The 17,914-nt window shown below is 67.6% G+C and carries 16 protein-coding genes; 3 read left to right on the forward strand and 13 right to left on the reverse strand.

Features of this window, described 5'->3' with window-relative positions:
• Positions 1–269: 269 nt before the first annotated feature.
• The gene (locus tag ACJA3S_RS14095; protein ID WP_406818936.1) at positions 270–1,763 is read left to right on the forward strand and encodes an aldehyde dehydrogenase family protein; all 1,494 of its coding nucleotides are present in this window, start codon (positions 270–272) and stop codon (positions 1,761–1,763) included.
• Positions 1,764–1,889: 126 nt separating this feature from the next.
• Here the strand turns inward: ACJA3S_RS14095 and ACJA3S_RS14100 are convergent, their stop codons facing one another.
• The 13 genes from ACJA3S_RS14100 to mdcA all read right to left on the reverse strand — a co-directional run bounded on the left by ACJA3S_RS14100 (position 1,890) and on the right by mdcA (position 15,113).
• The gene (locus ACJA3S_RS14100; protein WP_406818937.1) at positions 1,890–3,182 is read right to left on the reverse strand and encodes an NAD(P)/FAD-dependent oxidoreductase; all 1,293 of its coding nucleotides are present in this window, start codon (positions 3,180–3,182) and stop codon (positions 1,890–1,892) included.
• Complete coding sequence (locus ACJA3S_RS14105; RefSeq protein WP_406818938.1) at positions 3,175–3,852, reverse strand: peptidase S8 and S53 subtilisin kexin sedolisin; 678 nt, start codon at positions 3,850–3,852, stop codon at positions 3,175–3,177. Before ACJA3S_RS14105 ends, ACJA3S_RS14100 begins: the two co-directional genes overlap by 8 nt.
• Positions 3,842–5,575 (reverse strand): ABC transporter ATP-binding protein, encoded by a 1,734-nt coding sequence (locus ACJA3S_RS14110; protein ID WP_406818939.1) that lies wholly within the window; start codon positions 5,573–5,575, stop codon positions 3,842–3,844. Before ACJA3S_RS14110 ends, ACJA3S_RS14105 begins: the two co-directional genes overlap by 11 nt.
• A 1-nt stretch (position 5,576) precedes the next feature.
• Positions 5,577–7,487: a sigma-54-dependent Fis family transcriptional regulator gene (locus tag ACJA3S_RS14115; RefSeq protein ID WP_406818940.1), complete on the reverse strand. Its 1,911-nt coding sequence runs from the start codon at positions 7,485–7,487 to the stop codon at positions 5,577–5,579.
• A gap of 321 nt (positions 7,488–7,808) precedes the next feature.
• Positions 7,809–8,573 (reverse strand): malonate transporter subunit MadM, encoded by a 765-nt coding sequence (gene madM / locus ACJA3S_RS14120; protein ID WP_406818941.1) that lies wholly within the window; start codon positions 8,571–8,573, stop codon positions 7,809–7,811.
• A gap of 2 nt (positions 8,574–8,575) precedes the next feature.
• On the reverse strand, positions 8,576–8,995 hold the full coding sequence (madL, locus tag ACJA3S_RS14125; RefSeq protein ID WP_406818942.1) for a malonate transporter subunit MadL: 420 nt from the start codon (positions 8,993–8,995) through the stop codon (positions 8,576–8,578).
• 90 nt (positions 8,996–9,085) lie between these two features.
• Positions 9,086–10,006: a malonate decarboxylase subunit epsilon gene (gene mdcH, locus ACJA3S_RS14130; protein WP_406818943.1), complete on the reverse strand. Its 921-nt coding sequence runs from the start codon at positions 10,004–10,006 to the stop codon at positions 9,086–9,088.
• On the reverse strand, positions 10,003–10,617 hold the full coding sequence (locus ACJA3S_RS14135; protein ID WP_406818944.1) for a malonate decarboxylase holo-ACP synthase: 615 nt from the start codon (positions 10,615–10,617) through the stop codon (positions 10,003–10,005). The genes mdcH and ACJA3S_RS14135 overlap by 4 nt, the downstream gene beginning before the upstream one ends.
• Before the next feature lies 1 nt (position 10,618).
• Complete coding sequence (gene mdcE / locus ACJA3S_RS14140) at positions 10,619–11,410, reverse strand: biotin-independent malonate decarboxylase subunit gamma (protein ID WP_406818945.1); 792 nt, start codon at positions 11,408–11,410, stop codon at positions 10,619–10,621.
• Positions 11,407–12,255, reverse strand: coding sequence for a biotin-independent malonate decarboxylase subunit beta (locus ACJA3S_RS14145; protein WP_406818946.1), 849 nt, complete (start codon positions 12,253–12,255; stop codon positions 11,407–11,409). Before ACJA3S_RS14145 ends, mdcE begins: the two co-directional genes overlap by 4 nt.
• Entirely contained in the window at positions 12,252–12,548 is a 297-nt protein-coding gene (locus tag ACJA3S_RS14150; protein WP_406818947.1) for a malonate decarboxylase subunit delta, read from the reverse strand. Before ACJA3S_RS14150 ends, ACJA3S_RS14145 begins: the two co-directional genes overlap by 4 nt.
• A 1-nt stretch (position 12,549) precedes the next feature.
• A complete protein-coding gene (locus tag ACJA3S_RS14155; RefSeq protein WP_406818948.1) occupies positions 12,550–13,452 on the reverse strand; it encodes a triphosphoribosyl-dephospho-CoA synthase in 903 nt (300 codons plus the stop codon).
• Positions 13,452–15,113, reverse strand: a complete 1,662-nt coding sequence (gene mdcA / locus ACJA3S_RS14160; protein ID WP_406818949.1) for a malonate decarboxylase subunit alpha — start codon at positions 15,111–15,113, stop codon at positions 13,452–13,454. Before mdcA ends, ACJA3S_RS14155 begins: the two co-directional genes overlap by 1 nt.
• Positions 15,114–15,412: 299 nt before the next feature.
• Here mdcA and ACJA3S_RS14165 point away from each other — a divergent pair, with 299 nt between their 5' ends.
• On the forward strand, positions 15,413–16,483 hold the full coding sequence (locus ACJA3S_RS14165) for an enoyl-CoA hydratase/isomerase family protein (protein ID WP_406818950.1): 1,071 nt from the start codon (positions 15,413–15,415) through the stop codon (positions 16,481–16,483).
• 16 nt (positions 16,484–16,499) lie between these two features.
• Positions 16,500–17,651 carry an acyl-CoA dehydrogenase family protein gene (locus ACJA3S_RS14170; protein ID WP_170030161.1) on the forward strand — a complete coding sequence of 384 codons (1,152 nt, stop codon included), beginning with the start codon at positions 16,500–16,502 and terminating at the stop codon, positions 17,649–17,651.
• Positions 17,652–17,914 lie beyond the last annotated feature (263 nt).

The raw sequence follows: 17,914 nt of genomic DNA on the forward strand, positions 1-17,914 counted from the left end.
CAATCGCTGGCAAGCCAGCGCCCACAGAAATTGCACGGTGCCTGGGTTCGGCGCTGTACCCGCGGGCGCTGGCTTGCCGGCGAACGGCCCGGGAGGCCAGTGTTGCAACACCGTCTCACAGCGTCTCAATGTGCAACAGCGCCACCCTGCACCGGCAACCTTGCTCGCAGGCAAAAGCCAGCGCCTTCAAGGCTTTACCGGCACTTGCCCAGCTTGGCACGGCCATTGCGCCTATGCCCGTCACACCCAATGACAAGAGGCACAGCCCGATGCTTTCCGAACTGCCCATCCTGCCCGCCACCCGCGCCTTCCTCGAACGCAAGCTGAAGATGCGCATCGGCGCCGACTGGCAGGACGCCGCCAGCGGCCGCACCCTGTCCTTCCGCAACCCGGCCACCGGTGAGGTGCTGGGTGAGGTGCCCGCCGCCGACGCCGAAGACGTCGACCGCGCGGTGCGCGCGGCACGCCAGGCCTTCGACGATTCCGCCTGGAGCCGCCTGCGCCCGCGAGAGCGGCAGAACCTGTTGTGGCGCCTGGCCGACCTGATGGAGCGCGACGCCCGCCAACTGGCCGAACTGGAATGCCTGAACAACGGCAAGAGTGCCGCCGTTGCGCAGGTGATGGACGTGCAGCTGGCCATCGATTTCCTGCGCTACATGGCTGGCTGGGCCACCAAGATCGAGGGTAGCACCGTCGAACCCTCGCTGCCGTTGCTGCCCAACGACCAGTTCCACGCGTTCGTCCGCCGCGAAGCCGTCGGCGTGGTCGGCGCCATCGTCGCCTGGAACTTCCCGTTGCTGCTGGCCTGCTGGAAACTCGGCCCGGCGCTGGCCACGGGTTGTACCGTAGTGCTCAAGCCCGCCGATGAAACACCGCTGAGCGTGCTCAAGCTGGCCGAACTGGTGGATGAAGCCGGCTACCCGGCCGGGGTGTTCAACGTGGTCACCGGCACCGGCCTGAACGCCGGCGCCGCGCTCAGCCGCCACCCCGGCGTGGACAAGCTGACCTTCACCGGCTCCACCGAAGTTGGCAAGCTGATCGGCAAGGCGGCCATGGACAACATGACCCGCGTCACCCTGGAACTTGGCGGCAAGTCGCCGACCATCGTCATGCCCGATGCCAACCTGCAGGAGGCGGCCGCCGGTGCCGCCACGGCGATTTTCTTCAACCAGGGCCAGGTGTGCTGCGCAGGTTCCCGGCTGTATGTACAGCGCAAGCATTTCGACAATGTGGTGGCCGACATCGCCGGCATCGCCAACGGCATGAAACTCGGCAACGGACTGGACCCGGCGGTGCAGATGGGGCCGTTGATCTCGGCCAAGCAGCAGGACCGCGTCACCGGCTATATCGAACTTGGCCGTGAACTGGGCGCGACCATCGCCTGTGGTGGCGAAGGTTTCGGGCCGGGCTATTTCGTCAAGCCGACGGTGATCGTCGACGTCGACCAGCGCCATCGTCTGGTACAGGAAGAAATCTTCGGGCCAGTGCTGGTGGCGATGCCGTTCGACGACATCGACGAAGTGATCGGCCTGGCCAATGACAACCCCTATGGGTTGGGCGCGAGCATCTGGTCGAACGACCTCGCCGCCGTGCACCGGATGATCCCGCGCATCAAGTCGGGGTCGGTGTGGGTCAACTGCCACAGCGCGCTGGACCCGGCCCTGCCGTTTGGTGGCTACAAGATGTCCGGTGTCGGCCGCGAGATGGGCGCGGCGGCCATCGAGCATTACACCGAACTGAAGTCGGTGCTGATCAAGCTCTGACCAAACCTCAGATCTGGCTCGCTCGACGGCCCGCCAGCTCCACAGCTCAACCACTGCCCTCGCGGCCAGTGCTGTCCCTGTGGAACTGGCTTAATGGCGCCCGGGCCACAAAACGGCCCCGGGCTCTCAGCGATAACCTTGCTCTGCCAGCCACCGCCGCACCATCATCTGCTGCGCGACCGGCAGATCGTGCATCAGCGCCTCAAGTGGCCGGCCAGCCTGCAACGCCCGTACCACTGGCGCCAACTCCACCCCCTGCAAATGCCACACCCCCAACGGCTGATCCGTCGTCACCACCACATCGGCCTCGTCCACCCAGCCATCGCGCAATACCGGCCGCCGCTCAACCCTGAGCGTCTGCCAGTCTGCCGCCACATGCAACGCCTGCCGATCCGGCCATGCCTGGCGTTGCTCCCAGAACGCCTGCCCCGCCCGAGTCTGTTCCTGGCCATAGAAATCCCGCCCGATCCTGGCAAAGCGCAAGAACAGCTGTTCGACCCGCTGCTGGTGGAAGCGCCGCGCCAATGCAGCCCGCTCGGGCTGGCCCAGCAAGGTATTGATCACCAGCGGCGCCTGCAACGCTGACGACAGCGACTGAAAGATCCCGTTGCCCGACAACGGGTCAACAGCCATCGCGGCATCGCCTACCCGTATCCAGTCCTGCCCCACGCAGTCGCCAGCCAGGATTGCCGTACTACTGCGCGCATGCACCTGCGCCGGCGCCAATGCCTGGGCGTCGAACAGCTCTGCCACCAGCGCGCTGCGGGCGCGCCGCGCTGCACAGTACGCCGGCAACCCGGCCTTGCCCGGCAGGCCGGCGGCGTCCACGGTGACCTGCCAGTAGCAGCGGCCATCTTCCAGTCGCGCCATCCACGCCCAGCCATCCTCCACGCTCTCGACCGCCGATGCCGGTGCACCCGGGCTGCCCTGCCAGACATTGAGCAGGCTGACCGTCTCCGGCCCGCGCAGGCGATCAGCTGTCAACGGCGCCTGACGGCCGCGGGCCTCGACCAGGAAATCGGCCAGCAGTACCTGGCCATCGTCCACGCGCACCTGGTGGCCGCCGTCGCGCGAGACGTCGCGCACGCGCCCCTCGACCACGCTGACGCCCGCCTGCCGAAGGTCGTCGCGCAGCGCCCGGTCAAACCGCTGCCGGTCGAGCAGGAATTCCTGGTTCAGCTGCAGTTGCTGGCCGTTCCACTGCACCCGTCGCGTGGCCGGCAGCGCCGCCTGGCCCAGGGCCGCGCCAAGGCCCGCGTGACGCAGGCCCTCCAGCACCCGTTGCGAAACCCCTTCGACCGCCGCGAACCGCCGCCACTCGGACACCACCGTGACCGGGTAGCCCAGGCGCCGCAAGCCAATGGCCGTGGCCGCGCCCGCCGGGCCGGCACCCAGCACTACAATGTGCGGTTCAGGCATGCCCGCCCCCCCGCCGCTCGGGGCCGGCAAACGCCGCGTGCTGGCGCAACCAGTCATGCACCTGCGGGCGACCCATGCCGGGCGCCTCCCGCAGCAGCGCAGCGATTCGCCCGCTCAGGGCTGCGCACCCCAGGCTCGCGCCGGCCCTGCCACCCGCCCCCACATAGCCGCCGAAGTCCGCCTGGCGGGTGCCAAGCCACGACCATTGGCCCGGCGCGCAGCGGGCATCGCCGGTGACCCGAATCACCCCTGGGTAACTGGCCGGATACACCGGCCCGCCTTGTGCCGGGCTGGAGGCACACAGCAGCACGCCGGCGGCCACGGCTTCGGCACACGCCTGCTGCAGCACGGGCCGGTCTTGCTGCAGGCCCAGGCTGAGGTTGACCAGACTGGCCCCCGCCTCTACCAGCCACAGCAGCGCGGCTGCCACCTGCAACGCACTGGTACTGGCCTGGCCATTGAATACCTGGGCCACCAGCACCGGTACCGGCCCGGCCTGACGCTGCAAGGCGTCCAGCACCGCGCCCCCGTGCCCGAGCGGGTCGGGCAGCGTTTCACCTTCGCGCAACTGGCCATCCTCCAGCCAGAAACGTCGCGCCCCCCGCAGCGCGCTGGCCTGCTCCGGCGAGCAGCCGCTGTCGATGATGCCAACGCACAGGTCAGTGCCCATGGCTGAGCACCTCCCGCGGCAACACCTGCAGTTGGCCATCGTGCAATTGCAGGTGCAGGTCGGCATCGGCCAGGGTCGATGCACGGTGGCTGATCAGGATCCGCGTACGGCCGGCAAACAACTGGTCGATGGCCGCGATCACTTCGCGCTCGGTCGCTTCGTCCACCGCCGAGGTGGCCTCGTCCAGCACCAGGATCGCCGGGGCCTGCAGCACCGCGCGGGCGATGGCGATGCGTTGCTTCTGGCCGCCGGACAATTGCTGGCCACGCTCACCGAGCATGCCGTCCAGGCCCTGTGGCAAGCTTTCGACCAGGCTGCCCAGGCGTGCCAGTTGCACCACCCGCTCAAGCTCTGCGCGGGTGGCCTCGGGCATGCCGTAGGCCAGGTTCTGCGCCAGGGTGCCACGGAACAGCACGATGTCCTGGCTGACCACGGCAATGCGCCGGCGCAATGCGACCAGGTCCAGTTCGCGCAGGTCGGTGCCATCCAGCAGGATGCGCCCGGCATCCGGGTCGTAGAAGCGCTGCAACAGATCGATCAGGGTCGACTTGCCGACCCCCGAGGCACCGCTGATGGCCACTTTCAGGCCACCGGGCACGCACAGCTGCACGTTGTTCAGGACTGCACCCTGGCGCCCTGCATGGGCAAAGCTCAGCGCCTCGAGGCGCAGTTCGCCAGGGCCTGCGGGTATCGGCTGCGGGCTGGCCGGCGAGCGCACGGTTACTGCCTCCTGCTTGAGCTCCATTACCCGCCCCAGGCTCACCGCCATGCGCTGCACCGCCACGTACAGGCCCAGCAGGCTCTGCACCGGCCCGACCGCCATGCCCATGTAGGTGGAAAAAGCGATCAGCGCGCCCAGTTGCCAGGTACCCTCGATCACCCACCAGCCGCCGACCAGGAACGCACAGGCGCGACACCAGGAAGTCAGCGTACCGGGGATGGCCTGGGTGAAGAACTCGGTCACCTGTACCTTGAGCAGCTGGCGCATGTAGCCCTGCCCCAGCTGGTCCAGGCGCCCGGCCTCGCGGTGCTGCTGGCCGGCCGCCTGGATGAACTTCATCGCCGGCAAGGTTTCCACCAGGAACGCCGACACATCCGCCGAGCGTTCGCGCAGGTTGCGCACTTCACGCTCGACCTTGCGCCGCATCCAGCGCAGCCACAGCACTTCGATCGGCACCAGCAGCACCAGCAGCAACGACAACTGCCACGACAGCATCAGCATCAACGCCACCGCGCCCAGCAGGCCAATCACGGCGGACACGGCGGAGAACAGCGAATCCACGGCAAAGCGCTGGATCTCCGCCACGTCACCATCCAGCCGCGACAGCAGGTCGCCGATACGGCGCCGGCCATAGAACGTCGGCGACAATTGCTGCAGGTGCCGGTACAGGTCATCACGCAGGGCAAACAGGATGCGCCCCGACAGGCGCGTGTGCAGGTAGCGGTTGACCCCGGCCAGCACGGTACCCAGCAGGCCGGCGGCGATCATCAACGCCGCGATGTGCCAGAGCGTCTGGTAATCCCTGGCCAGCAAGCCCTCGTCGATCAAGGTCTTGACCAGCCAGGGTTGCGCCAGGGCCAGCAGCGAGGCGCCCAGCGACAAGCCCAGCAACAAGCCGATGGCGCGCCGATGCGGGCGCACGAAACCATACAACCAGGCCAACGCCTGGCGCATGAGGACCGGGTCGCTGGACTCTACCAGGCGGGCGAACAGGCTGCCCATGTCAGCCCCGCAACTGCTTGAGCTTGCGGTACAACGTGGCCCGGCTGATGCCAAGCGCCTCGGCGGCGGCGGACACGTTGCCCTGGTGGCGCGCCAGGGCGCCGCGGATCATTTCCAGTTCGTTGTCCTTGAGGCTGCCGGAGGCTGGCGCGGCGCTGGCCAGTTCGTCCAGCAGGCAATCGGTGAGGTGGTCCAGGGTCAGCACTTGCTCGCCGTCCTCGCGCATGGCCAGCGCCGTGCGCACGACCATTTCCAGCTGGCGGATATTGCCCGGCCAGTCGAACCCCGCGAGCAGCGCGCTCAGCGCCGGGTCGAGCGTGACCCCGCGCGCCTCGGACTTGTCCAGCAGCCCCTGGATGATCGCCGCCAGGTCATCGCGCTCGCGCAGCGCCGGCAGGCGCAGCGACACGCCGTTGACCCGGTAGTACAGGTCCTCGCGGAAATGCTGCTCCTGGACCAGGCGCTTGAGGTCGCGGTGGGTGGCGCAGATCAGCGCCACGTCGATGTCCTGCTCGTCACCCGCGCCCAACGGCGCCACCCGCCGCTCCTGCAGCACGCGCAGCAGGCGCGCCTGCAGGGCCAGGGGCATGTCGCCGATCTCGTCGAGGAACAGCGTGCCGCCATGAGCCTGCATCAGCCGCCCGACCATGCCGCCCCGGCGCGAACCGGTAAACGCGCCCTCGCGGTAGCCAAACAGCTCGGACTCGATCAGCCCTTCGGGAATGGCCGCGCAGTTGACCGCCACGAACGGCTTGCCGGCCCGCGCGCTGGCCTGGTGCAAGGCGCGGGCGACCACTTCCTTGCCGGTGCCGGTCTCGCCCAGCAGCAGCACCGGCAGGCCACTGCCCAAGCCTTGGCCGGCCATGCGCAGGTTGCGGGCCAGGCGCGGGTCGCCACCGGCCAGGGCATCCAGTGCCGGCGACTGCTTGCTCGGCGCCGGCTTGCTGGCCGGGGTGCTGCCGTTGACCCGGGCATGGCGCGGCAACTGCAGGGCGCGGAAATGAAACTCGCCCTTGGCCGTTTGCACACTGCTCACGCCGCCCTGCCACAGGCGGGCGATGAAGGCCGGTGCACGTTCGCCCAACAGGTCGCTGCTGCGCCGCCCGATCAGCTCACGGCGCGGCACCTGCAACAATTGGCAGGCACTGTCGTTGGCGGCCAGTACTTCACCCTCCAGGCTCAGTGCCAGCAGGCCATGCCAGGCGCTGTTGAGGTACTGCGGGCGGCTGTGGAAAGCCAGCACCCACTGCTCCGGGTGGCACAAGCCGAACAGCCGGCTTTCGATGTTGCCGGCTGCCAGCATCAGCGTCGACAAGCTGTCCTGCGGCTGCGCCATCACGCCCTCGCGGGTGATGTCGAGCACACCGATCACTTCGCCTTGCGGGTCGCGCAGCGGCACAGAGGTGCAGGAGAACGGGCTGAGGCGGTCCAGGTAATGTTCGCCGCAGTTGATCAGCGTTGGCCGGCCTTCCACCACCGCCGTGCCAATGGCATTGGTGCCGCGCAGCGACTCGCTCCAGCAACTGCCCGGGTGCAGGTCGCGCAGGCCTTCGCGCTGCAGCACGTGCTTCTGCCCTTCGATGGCCAGCACATTGGCCTGGGCATCGCCGAGGATGACGATACCGGCCTTGCCCTGGCGCGCGACCAGGTAGTCCAGTTCGGGGGTGACGGCATCCAGCAGCAGACGGTTGCGCTCCAGCAGCAGGCGCAGGTCATGGCCTTGCTCCAGGCCCAGGCCGACCTGCTCGCCCTGCAGGCAGTCCAGGCCATGGCCCAGGCTACGGCGCCAGGAAGCGTCTATCTCGTCGCGCAGCATGCCCAGCGGCAGTTCGCCTTCGCGGGCCAGCTTCAGGCGGGCCTGGCGGGATTCGTGCAACGGATCGTGGGCGTTTGTTATAAGTTGTCGCGCCATGTTCTACTCCGGCTGTGCCCCACAAGGTGGCGGGGAACGGGCTTGGGAATTTTCCGCAGTGTGCGCGAGAAAAGGCCGGGCGTCATCTGGTGGATGCGTGATGGGTGGCCAGGGCATGCCCTGGCTCGGCCGACCTCGGCCAGCCACTTTCAAGTTTCGGAAATTTCCTGGGCTTGATGCGGGCGCCTCTGCGCGGGTGAACCCGCTCCCACAGGGACGGCGTTGTGCTGGGTCACGCTGAACCTGTGGGGGCTGGCCTCCCGCGGACGATGGTTTCGGCTCCAGCCGACGGGTGCCTGCGACACTGGCGTGGCAGCAGCCTCAGCCGACCAGGCCGCGTACACAGAAGTACAGGATCGAAGGCCCCATCAGGCAGCCCAACCCGGTGTGGAAGGTCGCCGTCAACGCGCCATACGGCACCAAGCGCCGGTCGGTCGCCGCCAAGCCGGCGGTCACCCCCGATACCGTCCCTGCCAAGCCGCCGAACACCATCGCCGAGCGCGGGTTGTCCAGCGCCAGCAGCCGCGCCGACACCGGGGTGAACACCATCACCAGGATCGCCTTGATCAACCCGGTGGCAATCGACAGGGCCATCACGTCCGAACTGGCGCCCAACGCCGCGCCGGTCACCGGGCCGACAATATAGGTCACCGCACCGGCGCCGATGGTGGTCATGCTTACCGCATCGCGGTAGCCGAAGGCATAGGCCACCGCCGCACCAACCACAAACGGCAGCAGCGTGCCCAGCAACAGCGCCAGCGCGCCGACCAGGCCGGCCTTGCGTGCCTCGGTGGCCTGCACTTCGAAGGCCGTGGCGACAATCGCAAAGTCACGCAGCATGGCCCCGCCCATCAGGCCGATGCCGGAGAACAGCGCCGTGTCCGCCAGGCCTTTCTGGCCACCGGTCAGGGTACCGCCCACCCAGGCCAGGACCAGGCCGATGACGATGGCGATGGCCGAGCCATGCACGCGGCCAAAGGTCAGGTACTTCGACAGCAGCACCGACAGCCACATGATGGCGCCCACCACCGCGAATGCCGTGATCAGGGCGTTATGTTGCAGCGCATTGTCAATGATCGGCCACATGCTCAGTGCCCTCCGGCAGGGGCAGCCTGCGCGCTGGTTTCGGCGCCGGTGTCTGCCGGCAAGGGTGCGCCGCGATGGCTGCGGCTGATCAGGGCGATGGTCGCACCGCATACCAGTACCGCGCCCACTGCGGCCAACAGCGCCACCGGCCCGCCGTGCAAGGCGGTCACCACGTTCTGCTGGGCCGCCATGGCGACCACCACCGGGATGTACATGGCCCCCCAGAAGCCCACGCCGAATTCGCACTCCTTGCTCATGCCACCGTTGCGGTGCATGTACAGGCGCGCACAGATCAGCAGGATCATGGCGATACCGACCCCGCCCACATTGGATTTGACACCCAGCAGCACGCCCAGGAAGTCGCCGACGATGACGCCGGCAAGCGTGCAGACCGCCAGCAGAGCCACACCATAGATAATCATTGTTGTTGTCCTCAGGTAGTGTCGAAGTTGCTTGTTGTTGTCCTTCGTAAGCACACGTGTGCCGCAGGGCCGATGTGTGGGGGGGTGCCATCATCGATCGCTGGCCACCTCCTGGCGCAATAGCGCATCCAGGCTGTCCCATCGGGTGCCTTCAACAGCCATCACCCGGCCTTGTTCGAACACCGGCCTGGCCAGCCCGCTGAGTACGCTGCCAGGTGGCATTTCCAGGTGCAGGCGCACACCGCGCTCGTAGGCGTTGCGCAACGTCGCACGCCAGTCGACCAGCCGCGCCATGTTGCCGGCCAGGTCGTCGCGCAGCCGCTGCGGGTCGAAGACTGGCCGCGCGCTGCTGCCACTGAGATAGGTAATACGTGGCCGCTGCAGCTCGACCCGGGCGAACGCACTGGCGAGTTCCGCTGCCGGGCCGGCCAGCAGCGGACAATGCGACGGCACGCCAACCGCCAGCCGCCGGGCACTGCCCTGCCCCGACCGCCGCGCCAGGTTGGCCACCGCCGCCATCGCCGAGTCGCTGCCAGCGATGACGATCTGGTTGTCACTGTTGAGGTTGGCGACGTACACCTCGCCGCCCACCGCCTTCAGCAAGCGCTCGACGCTGGCCAGGTCGAGGCCACTGAGCGCTGTCATGCCATAACCTTGCGGATAGGCGCGCTGCATCAGCTCGCCCCGCAGGGCAACCAGGCGCACGGCGTCGGCAAAGCCCAGGGCGCCCGCCGTGACTGCCGCCGGGTAAGCCCCGATCGACAAGCCCGCGACATAGCCCGGCGCGGGGCTACGTTGCATCAACCAGCGTGCCCAGGCCACACCGGCCAGCAGCAGGCACAGTTGCACGGCACGGGTGGTCTGCAGCGCCTGCTGGCTGTCCAGCGCCAGCGCCTGCAGGCCAAGGATGTCGCTGGCCTCTTCGAGCAACGGTCCGGCGCCATCAGGCAAGTGCTGCAACATGCCCACCTGCTGGGCGCCCTGGCCGGGGAAGGCGAACAGGCTGCTCATGCGACACACTCCATGACTGCCCACGGGTCGCTGACCAGGCGTGGGCCATGGGCTGCCTTGAGCAGCACGCGGCGGGCCAGGCCGGCCCACTCGCGCAAGGCGACAGCGCCCGCCGGCGTTTCCAGCTGCACGTCGACACGGCACGGCGCACCGTCGAGGGCAGCCAGCAGGCCCCGCGCCTGCGCACGGGACAGCGGTTGTGGCGCACGCAGCAGCAAGTCGAGGTCGCTCTCGGCGTGGACCACTTCGATACCACTAGCGAGCTGGTAACCGACCGAGCCGGTAGGCCCCCAGGCCAGCCCGCTGGCATTCAGTACTGGCGCGAGCGAGACCAATGCCTGCAAGGCCGGCCACCGGCTCTGCGCTTGCCAGTGCAGTGCTTCCGGCCCTTGCTGACGCTGGATATGCGCCAGGCGCATCATTGTTGCCAGGCGCTGCGCCCGGCCCTGGCCGCGCACCCCCACCGCCACCCAGCCGTCTCTACCCATGGCTCGGCGTACCACCACCGGCTGGCCGCCAAGCAACACCTCTCGCGCCCACTGCGGCGCGTCGCTTGGCAAGCCGGAGGCAGGCATCCCCCAGAGCAGGTCGTGCGGCCTTGGCGCGTTCATTTCAAGCGCCCTGCCATTGGCGGCGCAATTGTTCGCGCACCTGGCGCGAAGCGTTGCGCTGCTCGCCCGCCAGCCGCGGTGACAGATCGGTCGAAGTGCCGATATCGTGTACTGCTTCGGCCAGGCAAGCGCGCACCCGGGCGATGTCGGCAGCGCTCGGCGCCTCGGCGTCATCCACCGTCAACCGGCGCCACAACAGGCCGAGGGACGCGTAGCTGGCCAGGTCGTAGGCCATCGGCGGCACCTCGGCAGCCAAGGCCTCCAGTTGCTCGACACTGCGCAGGGTGATCCGCGCCGCTGCCGCCTTGCCCATGGCGTGCACCATGACCCCGGCATCATCCAGCGCGACAAGGCGCTGGGCTTGATAGCCGTGGGCCAGAAACGCACCGGACATGGCCTTGCCGACCAGCAGGCCGATTACCGGGTGCCCGGCCAGGCGCGCCTGGGCATAAGCCTGCACTGCAGCGGCCAGCGCCTGATGAATGCCCAGCGCCTCTTCACGGCGGCCATAGGCCTGGCTGGGCACGTCGATCACCGCAACGATCGCCCGCTTCTGGCCATCACGGTCAGCCTCGACCGCCTCGCTCACAGCCTTGGCCAGGGCCCAGCCCTCCAGCAAGCCGACTTCGCCCGAGCGGGCCCGGGGGAACGGGTTGTCGGCATCCGGCACCACGGCGATGAAGCGCGCCAGGCGGTTGTCCAGTTCAGCGTCGACTACCCGCAACGACGCCGGGTAACCCGGCAGGGCTTGGCTGCCGGACAGGCTCGCCAGCCAGTTCAAGGCGCGGTTCATTGGGCTTCTCCTTGGTAGAGGGCGCACACAGCGGCGGCGTCCAGTTGCGGGCAGGCAGCACCCAGCCGGGCCAGGCGTTCAAGGAACCAGCCGTGCTGGCTGGCGCGGTCCCTGGAGGGCTGCTCGAGCAGCTGCAGCAAGCGTTCGCGCAGGGCCTCGATGTCATCGGCCACATAGCCATCGGCCAGGCCGCTGGCATGGCGTTGCTCGCCACCGCTCAGGCTCCAGATGAACGGCCGGTCCTTGGCGTCGTACTCGGCGATGCCGGCCTCCTGCTCGATCACCTGTGGGCCGTTGAGGCCCAGGCGCGCCTCGCGGGTAACCAGCAAATGGCTGCACAGGCCAGCGGCGATGGCCATGCCGCCAAAGCAGCCGACCGCGCCGGCAATCAACCCGACCACGGGTTGCCACTCCCGCAGCTCGACAATCGCTGCCTGGATTTCGGCAATTGCGGCCAGCCCCAGGTTGGCTTCCTGCAGGCGCACACCGCCGGTTTCCAGCAGCAACACGGCACAGGTGGGGATGCCGTTGCGGTTGTCTTCGATGGCCAGCTCCAGTGCACCGGCGATCTTGGCCCCGCCCACCTCGCCCATGCTGCCGCCCTGGAAGCCACCTTCGATGGCCGCGACCACGGCGTTGCGCCCGTTCAACAGGCCCTTGGCGATGACCACGCCATCATCGGCCTGCGGCACGATGCCCTGGCGCGGCAGCCACGGCGACATCAGCCGGTCGAACGGGCCCAGCAGTTCGCGGAAACTGCCCGGGTCGAGCAAGGCACGGGCACGCTGGCGACCGCCCAGTTCGACAAAGCTGCGGCTGCGCAGCAAACGTGCGGTGTCAGTCATGGGGCGATCTCCTCGAAGCCCTGCTCCAGGCGCAGGCGGACCACGCCTGGGGTGGCGCCGAAATCATGGATGTCGATGTTCATGGCCGGCCAGGTGTGGCCTGCGAACAGGCGCTGGAACAATTGCCTCCAGCGGGCGCCGCTGCCGTTGACCGAGGTCACCAGCTGGATCTGCAAAGTACCGGCGGTACCCGGTTCGATCAGCACTTCGAGGTCGCCAGAGCTGACGCAGCCCACCACTGTACAGCCACGGCCCGGTTCGCCGGCGGGGAATTGAAAGGTCAGGGTTTCCATGTCACAGGCTCCCGGCTTTGTCGAGGAACAGGCAAGCGGCCAGCAGATCGGCAGCCCCGCCCGGTGAGGCGTTCAGGCGTAGCAGCTGGGCGTCCAGCAGACGCAACTGGCGGCGACCAGCAAGGCTGCCACTACCGCCGGCGTCCAGTACCGCGCGGGCCCCCTCCTGCAGGGTTTGCAACCCCTGTGGGCCGGCGCGCCAGAGTACGCAGGTGTCGCTGAGCACGGCCATGATCGCCAGCAAGGCGTCAAGCCGGGCATGCGCCTCGCTGGCACCGTTGCCGCGGCTGCGCTGCAGTTGTGGCAGGCCGTGCTCGATGACCGCAGGGAAGCCTTGTTGTGCTTGTTCGCGGGCGCCTGCCGAGCCATAGCGGCGGCGCACCTGCTGGCCATGGCTGTCGTGCGCAGCGGTAGCCGGGTCGTCGTGCACGGCGATGCGCCCGGCGCGAGCGGCCAGGGTAGCGGCGTCGGCGCGGGCATCGAGGGCCCTGGCGGCAACCAGCAAGCCCAGTGCCCAGATGGCGCCACGGTGGGTGTTCACCCCGCCGGTGACGGCCAGCATGGCCGCCTCGCCTTCACGGCCGAGGTGGCCCAGGCGGGCACGCAGGGCCTGGCTGACGGTGCCGATGGCCTGAGCGGCTTCGGCCATTTGCCGCAGGCATGGCCACAGGGAAAGCGCCGAGGCGTGCATCAGGGCCAGGGTCATGTCGCCGTGCGCGCCGCTGCCGCGGCGGTCGACCAGGCCGGGCTTGGGAGACAGGTCGGCTTCGTCGATCAGGGCCTCCACCGCCAGGTCGGCGAGGTGTTCGGCCAGGGAGATTGCAGCTACCTGGGCCGGCCTCTGCGCGGGCAGGCCCGCTGCCACAGGGGCTGCGGCGGTATCCAGCATGTCGTGTGCTTTCATCACCAGCTCCTGAACCGTGCAGGCGGGTTATAGAGGCCGCCGGACCATTCCACCAGGTCGGCAATGCTGCGCGCGGCCAGCAGCTCACGGCTGGCGTCGGTGCGGCGGATGCCGAGGTCTTCCGGCAAGGCGACCAGGCCCTGCTGGCGCAGGCGCAAGGTGTCCTTGGGGGCGTGGCGCAGGCCGATGACGGTGACCCCGGCGACAGCGGCGATCATCTGCTGGCGCTGCTCCAGGCTGCGCGCCTTGTACAGGTAGGCAATCCCCTCTTCGGTCAACAGGTGGGTGACGTCGTCGCCATAGATCATCACCGGTGCCAGCGGCATGCCGGCCTTCTTGGCCACCTCCACGGCATCCAGGGTTTCGACGAAGGTGGGCTTGCCGCCCTCCTGGTAGGTCTCGACCATCTGCACCACCAGCTTGCGGCCACGTTCGAGCAAGGTTTCCGGCACGGTCATGTCGAGCCACGCCGGGGTGGCATGGCGCCGGCCACGCGGGTCGTGGCCCATGTTCGGGGCACCACCGAAACCGGCCAGGCGGCCACGGGTCACGGTCGAGGAATGGCCATCGCCATCCACCTGCAGGGTGGCGCCGATGAACAGGTCGACGGCGTACTGCCCAGCCAGCTGGCACATCATGCGGTTTGACCGCAGCGAGCCATCGCGCCCGGTGAAGAACACATCGGGGCGCTGGGCGATGTAGTCCTCCATGCCCAGCTCGGTGCCGAAGCAGTGCACGCTTTGCACCCAGCCAGTCTCGATGGCCGGGATCAGGGTCGGGTGCGGGTTGAGCGTCCAGTTGCGGCAGATCTTGCCCTTCAGCCCCAAGGACTCACCGTAGGTCGGCAGGATCAGTTCGATGGCTGCGGTATTGAAGCCAATGCCGTGGTTCAACGACTGCACCTGGTGCTTTTCGTAGATGCCGCGGATGGCCATCATCGCCATCAACACATGCACCGGCTTGATATGGCGCGGGTCCCGGGTGAACAACGGCTCTATGTAGAAGGGCCGATCGGCAACCACCACAAAATCTACCCAGGATGCGGGGATATCGACCCGTGGCAGGTCAGCGGCGCGGTCCACCAGCTGGTTGACCTGGGCGATGACGATGCCGTCACTGAAGGCCGCAGGCTCCATCAGCGCCGGGGTGTCCTCGGTGCTGGGGCCGGTGTACAGGTTGCCGTCGCGGTCGGCCATGAAACCTGCCACCAGGGTGACATTGGGAATCAGGTCCACCAGCAGCCGCGAGTACAATTCGATGTAGGTGTGGATGGCGCCCACTTCCAGCAGGCCGTCTTCCAGCAGCTGGCCGATGCGCAGGCTTTGCGGGCCGGCAAAGGAAAAGTCCAGCTTGCGCGCGATGCCGCGTTCGAACAGGTCCAGGTGCTCGGCGCGGCTGACGCTGGGCATGATCATGTGCAGGTCATGCAGGCGGCCGGGGTCGACCTTGGCCAGGGCACGCGAAAGAAAGTCGGCCTGCTTCTGGTTGTTGCCTTCCAGCACCACCCGGTCGCCGGGGGCTAGCAGCAGCTCCAGGGCTTCGACGATGCGTTCGCTGGGCAGCACCACGCCATCGGCGAGGTGGCGTACCCGGTCGAGACGGCGCTGCTTCTCGGCGCGCCGTCGCGACCATTGCGGCGGTGGATTGTGTGTTGTTGTCATGCTGACTCCACGGGTTCGCTGTCGTGGAGCCACCTTAGGGCTGGGGTGGTTGCCGCATCAATCAAGCTCAGGGGCTTATCGTTACGCCCAGGTTAACGAATGCCAGCGGGCGGTGGCCCGAATTCGGGGACCAGGCGAAACCTTGCTAGAGTGTTGATGGCGTCGGCCAAGGCAAAAATGCAGAATCCCCCTGCAGATTTGTCGATTGTGCACGGCAAATTCGCATGACAGGATTCTGCGATCCTCCAGCGAATTCCAGACTTCACTTGGAAAATCAATAACAAAGCAGGGAGAACGCAATGACTGCGCACGCTACTACCTCAGCCACCGACCCTGTATTGGCCGAAGTCCGCAACCATATCGGCCACCTGACCCTGAACCGCCCTGCCGGCCTCAATGCCCTGACCCTGGACATGGTGCGTAGCCTGCGCTGGCACTTCGACCTGTGGGCCAAAGACCCGCAGGTGCAGGCCGTGGTGCTGCGTGGCGAGGGCCCCAAAGGCTTCTGCGCCGGTGGCGACATCCGTTCGCTGCATGACAGCTTCAAAGCGGGCGAAACGCTGCACGAGACGTTCTTCGTCGAGGAATACGCGCTCGACCTGGTCATCCACCATTACCGCAAGCCGGTGCTGGTGCTGATGGACGGCTTCACCCTGGGCGGCGGCATGGGCCTGGCCCAGGGCTGCGACCTGCGCGTGGTCACCGAGCGCAGCCGCCTGGGCATGCCCGAAGTGGGCATCGGCTATTTCCCGGATGTCGGCGGCAGCTACTTCCTGTCGCGCATCCCCGGCGAGCTGGGCACCTACCTGGGCGTCAGCGGCGCGCAGATCCAGGCCGCCGATGCGCTGTACTGCGGCCTGGCCGACTGGTACCTGGCCAGCGACCAGCTCGCCGCCCTCGACCAGGGCCTCGACCAACTGCGCTTTGGCGACCATCCACTCAAGGACCTGCAGAACCTGCTGGCCAGGCTCGGCACCCAGGTGCTCGACGATGCCCCGCTGGAAAAACTGCGCCCGGTCATCGACCACTTCTTCGCCCTGCCCGATGTGCCGGCCATCGTCGAGCAACTGCGTGCCGTCAGCATTGGCGACAGCCACGCCTGGGCCGTGGCCACCGCCGACCAGCTGGAAAGCCGCTCGCCGCTGGCCATGGCGGTTACCTTGGAAATGCTGCGCCGCGGCCGCCACCTGGGCCTGGAGGACTGCTTTGCCATGGAGCTGCACCTGGACCGCCAGTGGTTCCAGCACGGCGACATCATCGAGGGTGTGCGTGCGCTGATCATCGACAAGGACAAGCAGCCACGCTGGAACCCACCGACCCTGGCCGCGTTGCAGCGCCAGCGCGTCGAACAATTCTTCGAAGGCCTGTGAGCCGGGGAGTACACAGATGCAAGACCTGGAACTGAGCGAAGAGCAGATCATGATCCGCGACATGGCCCGGGACTTCTCCCGCGGCGAGATCGCCCCGCATGCCCAGGCCTGGGAAAAGGCCGGCTGGATCGACGATGGCGTGGTGCGCAAGATGGGCGAACTGGGCCTGCTGGGCATGGTCGTGCCGGAACAATTCGGCGGCAGCTACACCGACTATGTCGCCTACGCCCTGGCCGTGGAAGAGATCGCCGCCGGCTGTGGCGCCACCGGGGCGATGATGAGCATCCACAATTCGGTGGGCTGTGGCCCGCTGCTGGCCTACGGCACAGCGGAGCAGCAACAGCAGTGGTTGCCGCGCCTGGCCAGCGGCGAGGTGATCGGCTGCTTCTGCCTGACCGAACCGCAGGCCGGCTCCGAAGCGCACAATCTGCGCACCCGCGCCGAGCTGGTGGACGGCCAGTGGGTGATCAACGGCGCCAAGCAGTTCGTGAGCAACGCCCGCCGCGCCGGCTTGGCAATCGTCTTCGCGGTGACCGACCCTGAGCTGGGCAAGAAGGGCCTGTCGGCATTCCTGGTGCCCACCGACAACCCGGGCTTCAAGGTCGACCGCAGCGAGCACAAGATGGGCATCCGCGCCTCCGATACCTGCGCCGTGACCTTCGACAACTGCCGCATCCCCGCTGCCAATATCCTCGGTGAACGTGGCAAGGGCCTGGCCATCGCCCTGTCCAACCTCGAAGGCGGCCGCATCGGCATTGCCGCGCAAGCCTTGGGCATTGCCCGCGCCGCCTTCGAGGCCGCGCTGCTGTACTCACGGGACCGCGTACAGTTCGGCAAGCCGATCAACGAGCACCAGAGCATCGCCAACCTGCTGGCCGACATGCAGGTACAGGTGAATGCTGCGCGCCTGCTCATCCTGCATGCCGCGCGCCTGCGCAGCGCCGGCAAGCCGTGCCTGTCGGAAGCGTCACAGGCCAAGCTGTTCGCTTCGGAAATGGCCGAGCGGGTGTGCTCGATGGCGATCCAGGTGCATGGCGGGTACGGCTACCTCGAGGACTACCCGGTGGAGCGCTACTACCGCGATGCGCGGATCACGCAGATCTATGAGGGGTCGAGCGAGATCCAGCGGATGCTGATTGCCCGCGAGCTGAAGCACTACCCGATTTAAAGCCTTGCACACACCCTAGGCTCTGTACGAAAAGCCTTGATACTTGTTCATGCTGCGTTGAAAACAGCCTCGGAATGCTCATGTACTCCAGTACACTCCGCTTCCTCGGCTGTTTTCGCCTTGCCTGACCTGCGTCTCAAGACTTTTGGTACAGAGCCTAAGCGGCCTCGTGTCGCGACAGGGCCGTAACGCCGCACCAGGATGTCAGCTTTGATGCACACATTGCTGGGGCCGCCATGCGGCCCTATCGCGACACAAGGCCG

This window comes from Pseudomonas sp. KnCO4, from assembly GCF_045344305.1.
GTDB lineage: Bacteria > Pseudomonadota > Gammaproteobacteria > Pseudomonadales > Pseudomonadaceae > Aquipseudomonas > Aquipseudomonas anuradhapurensis.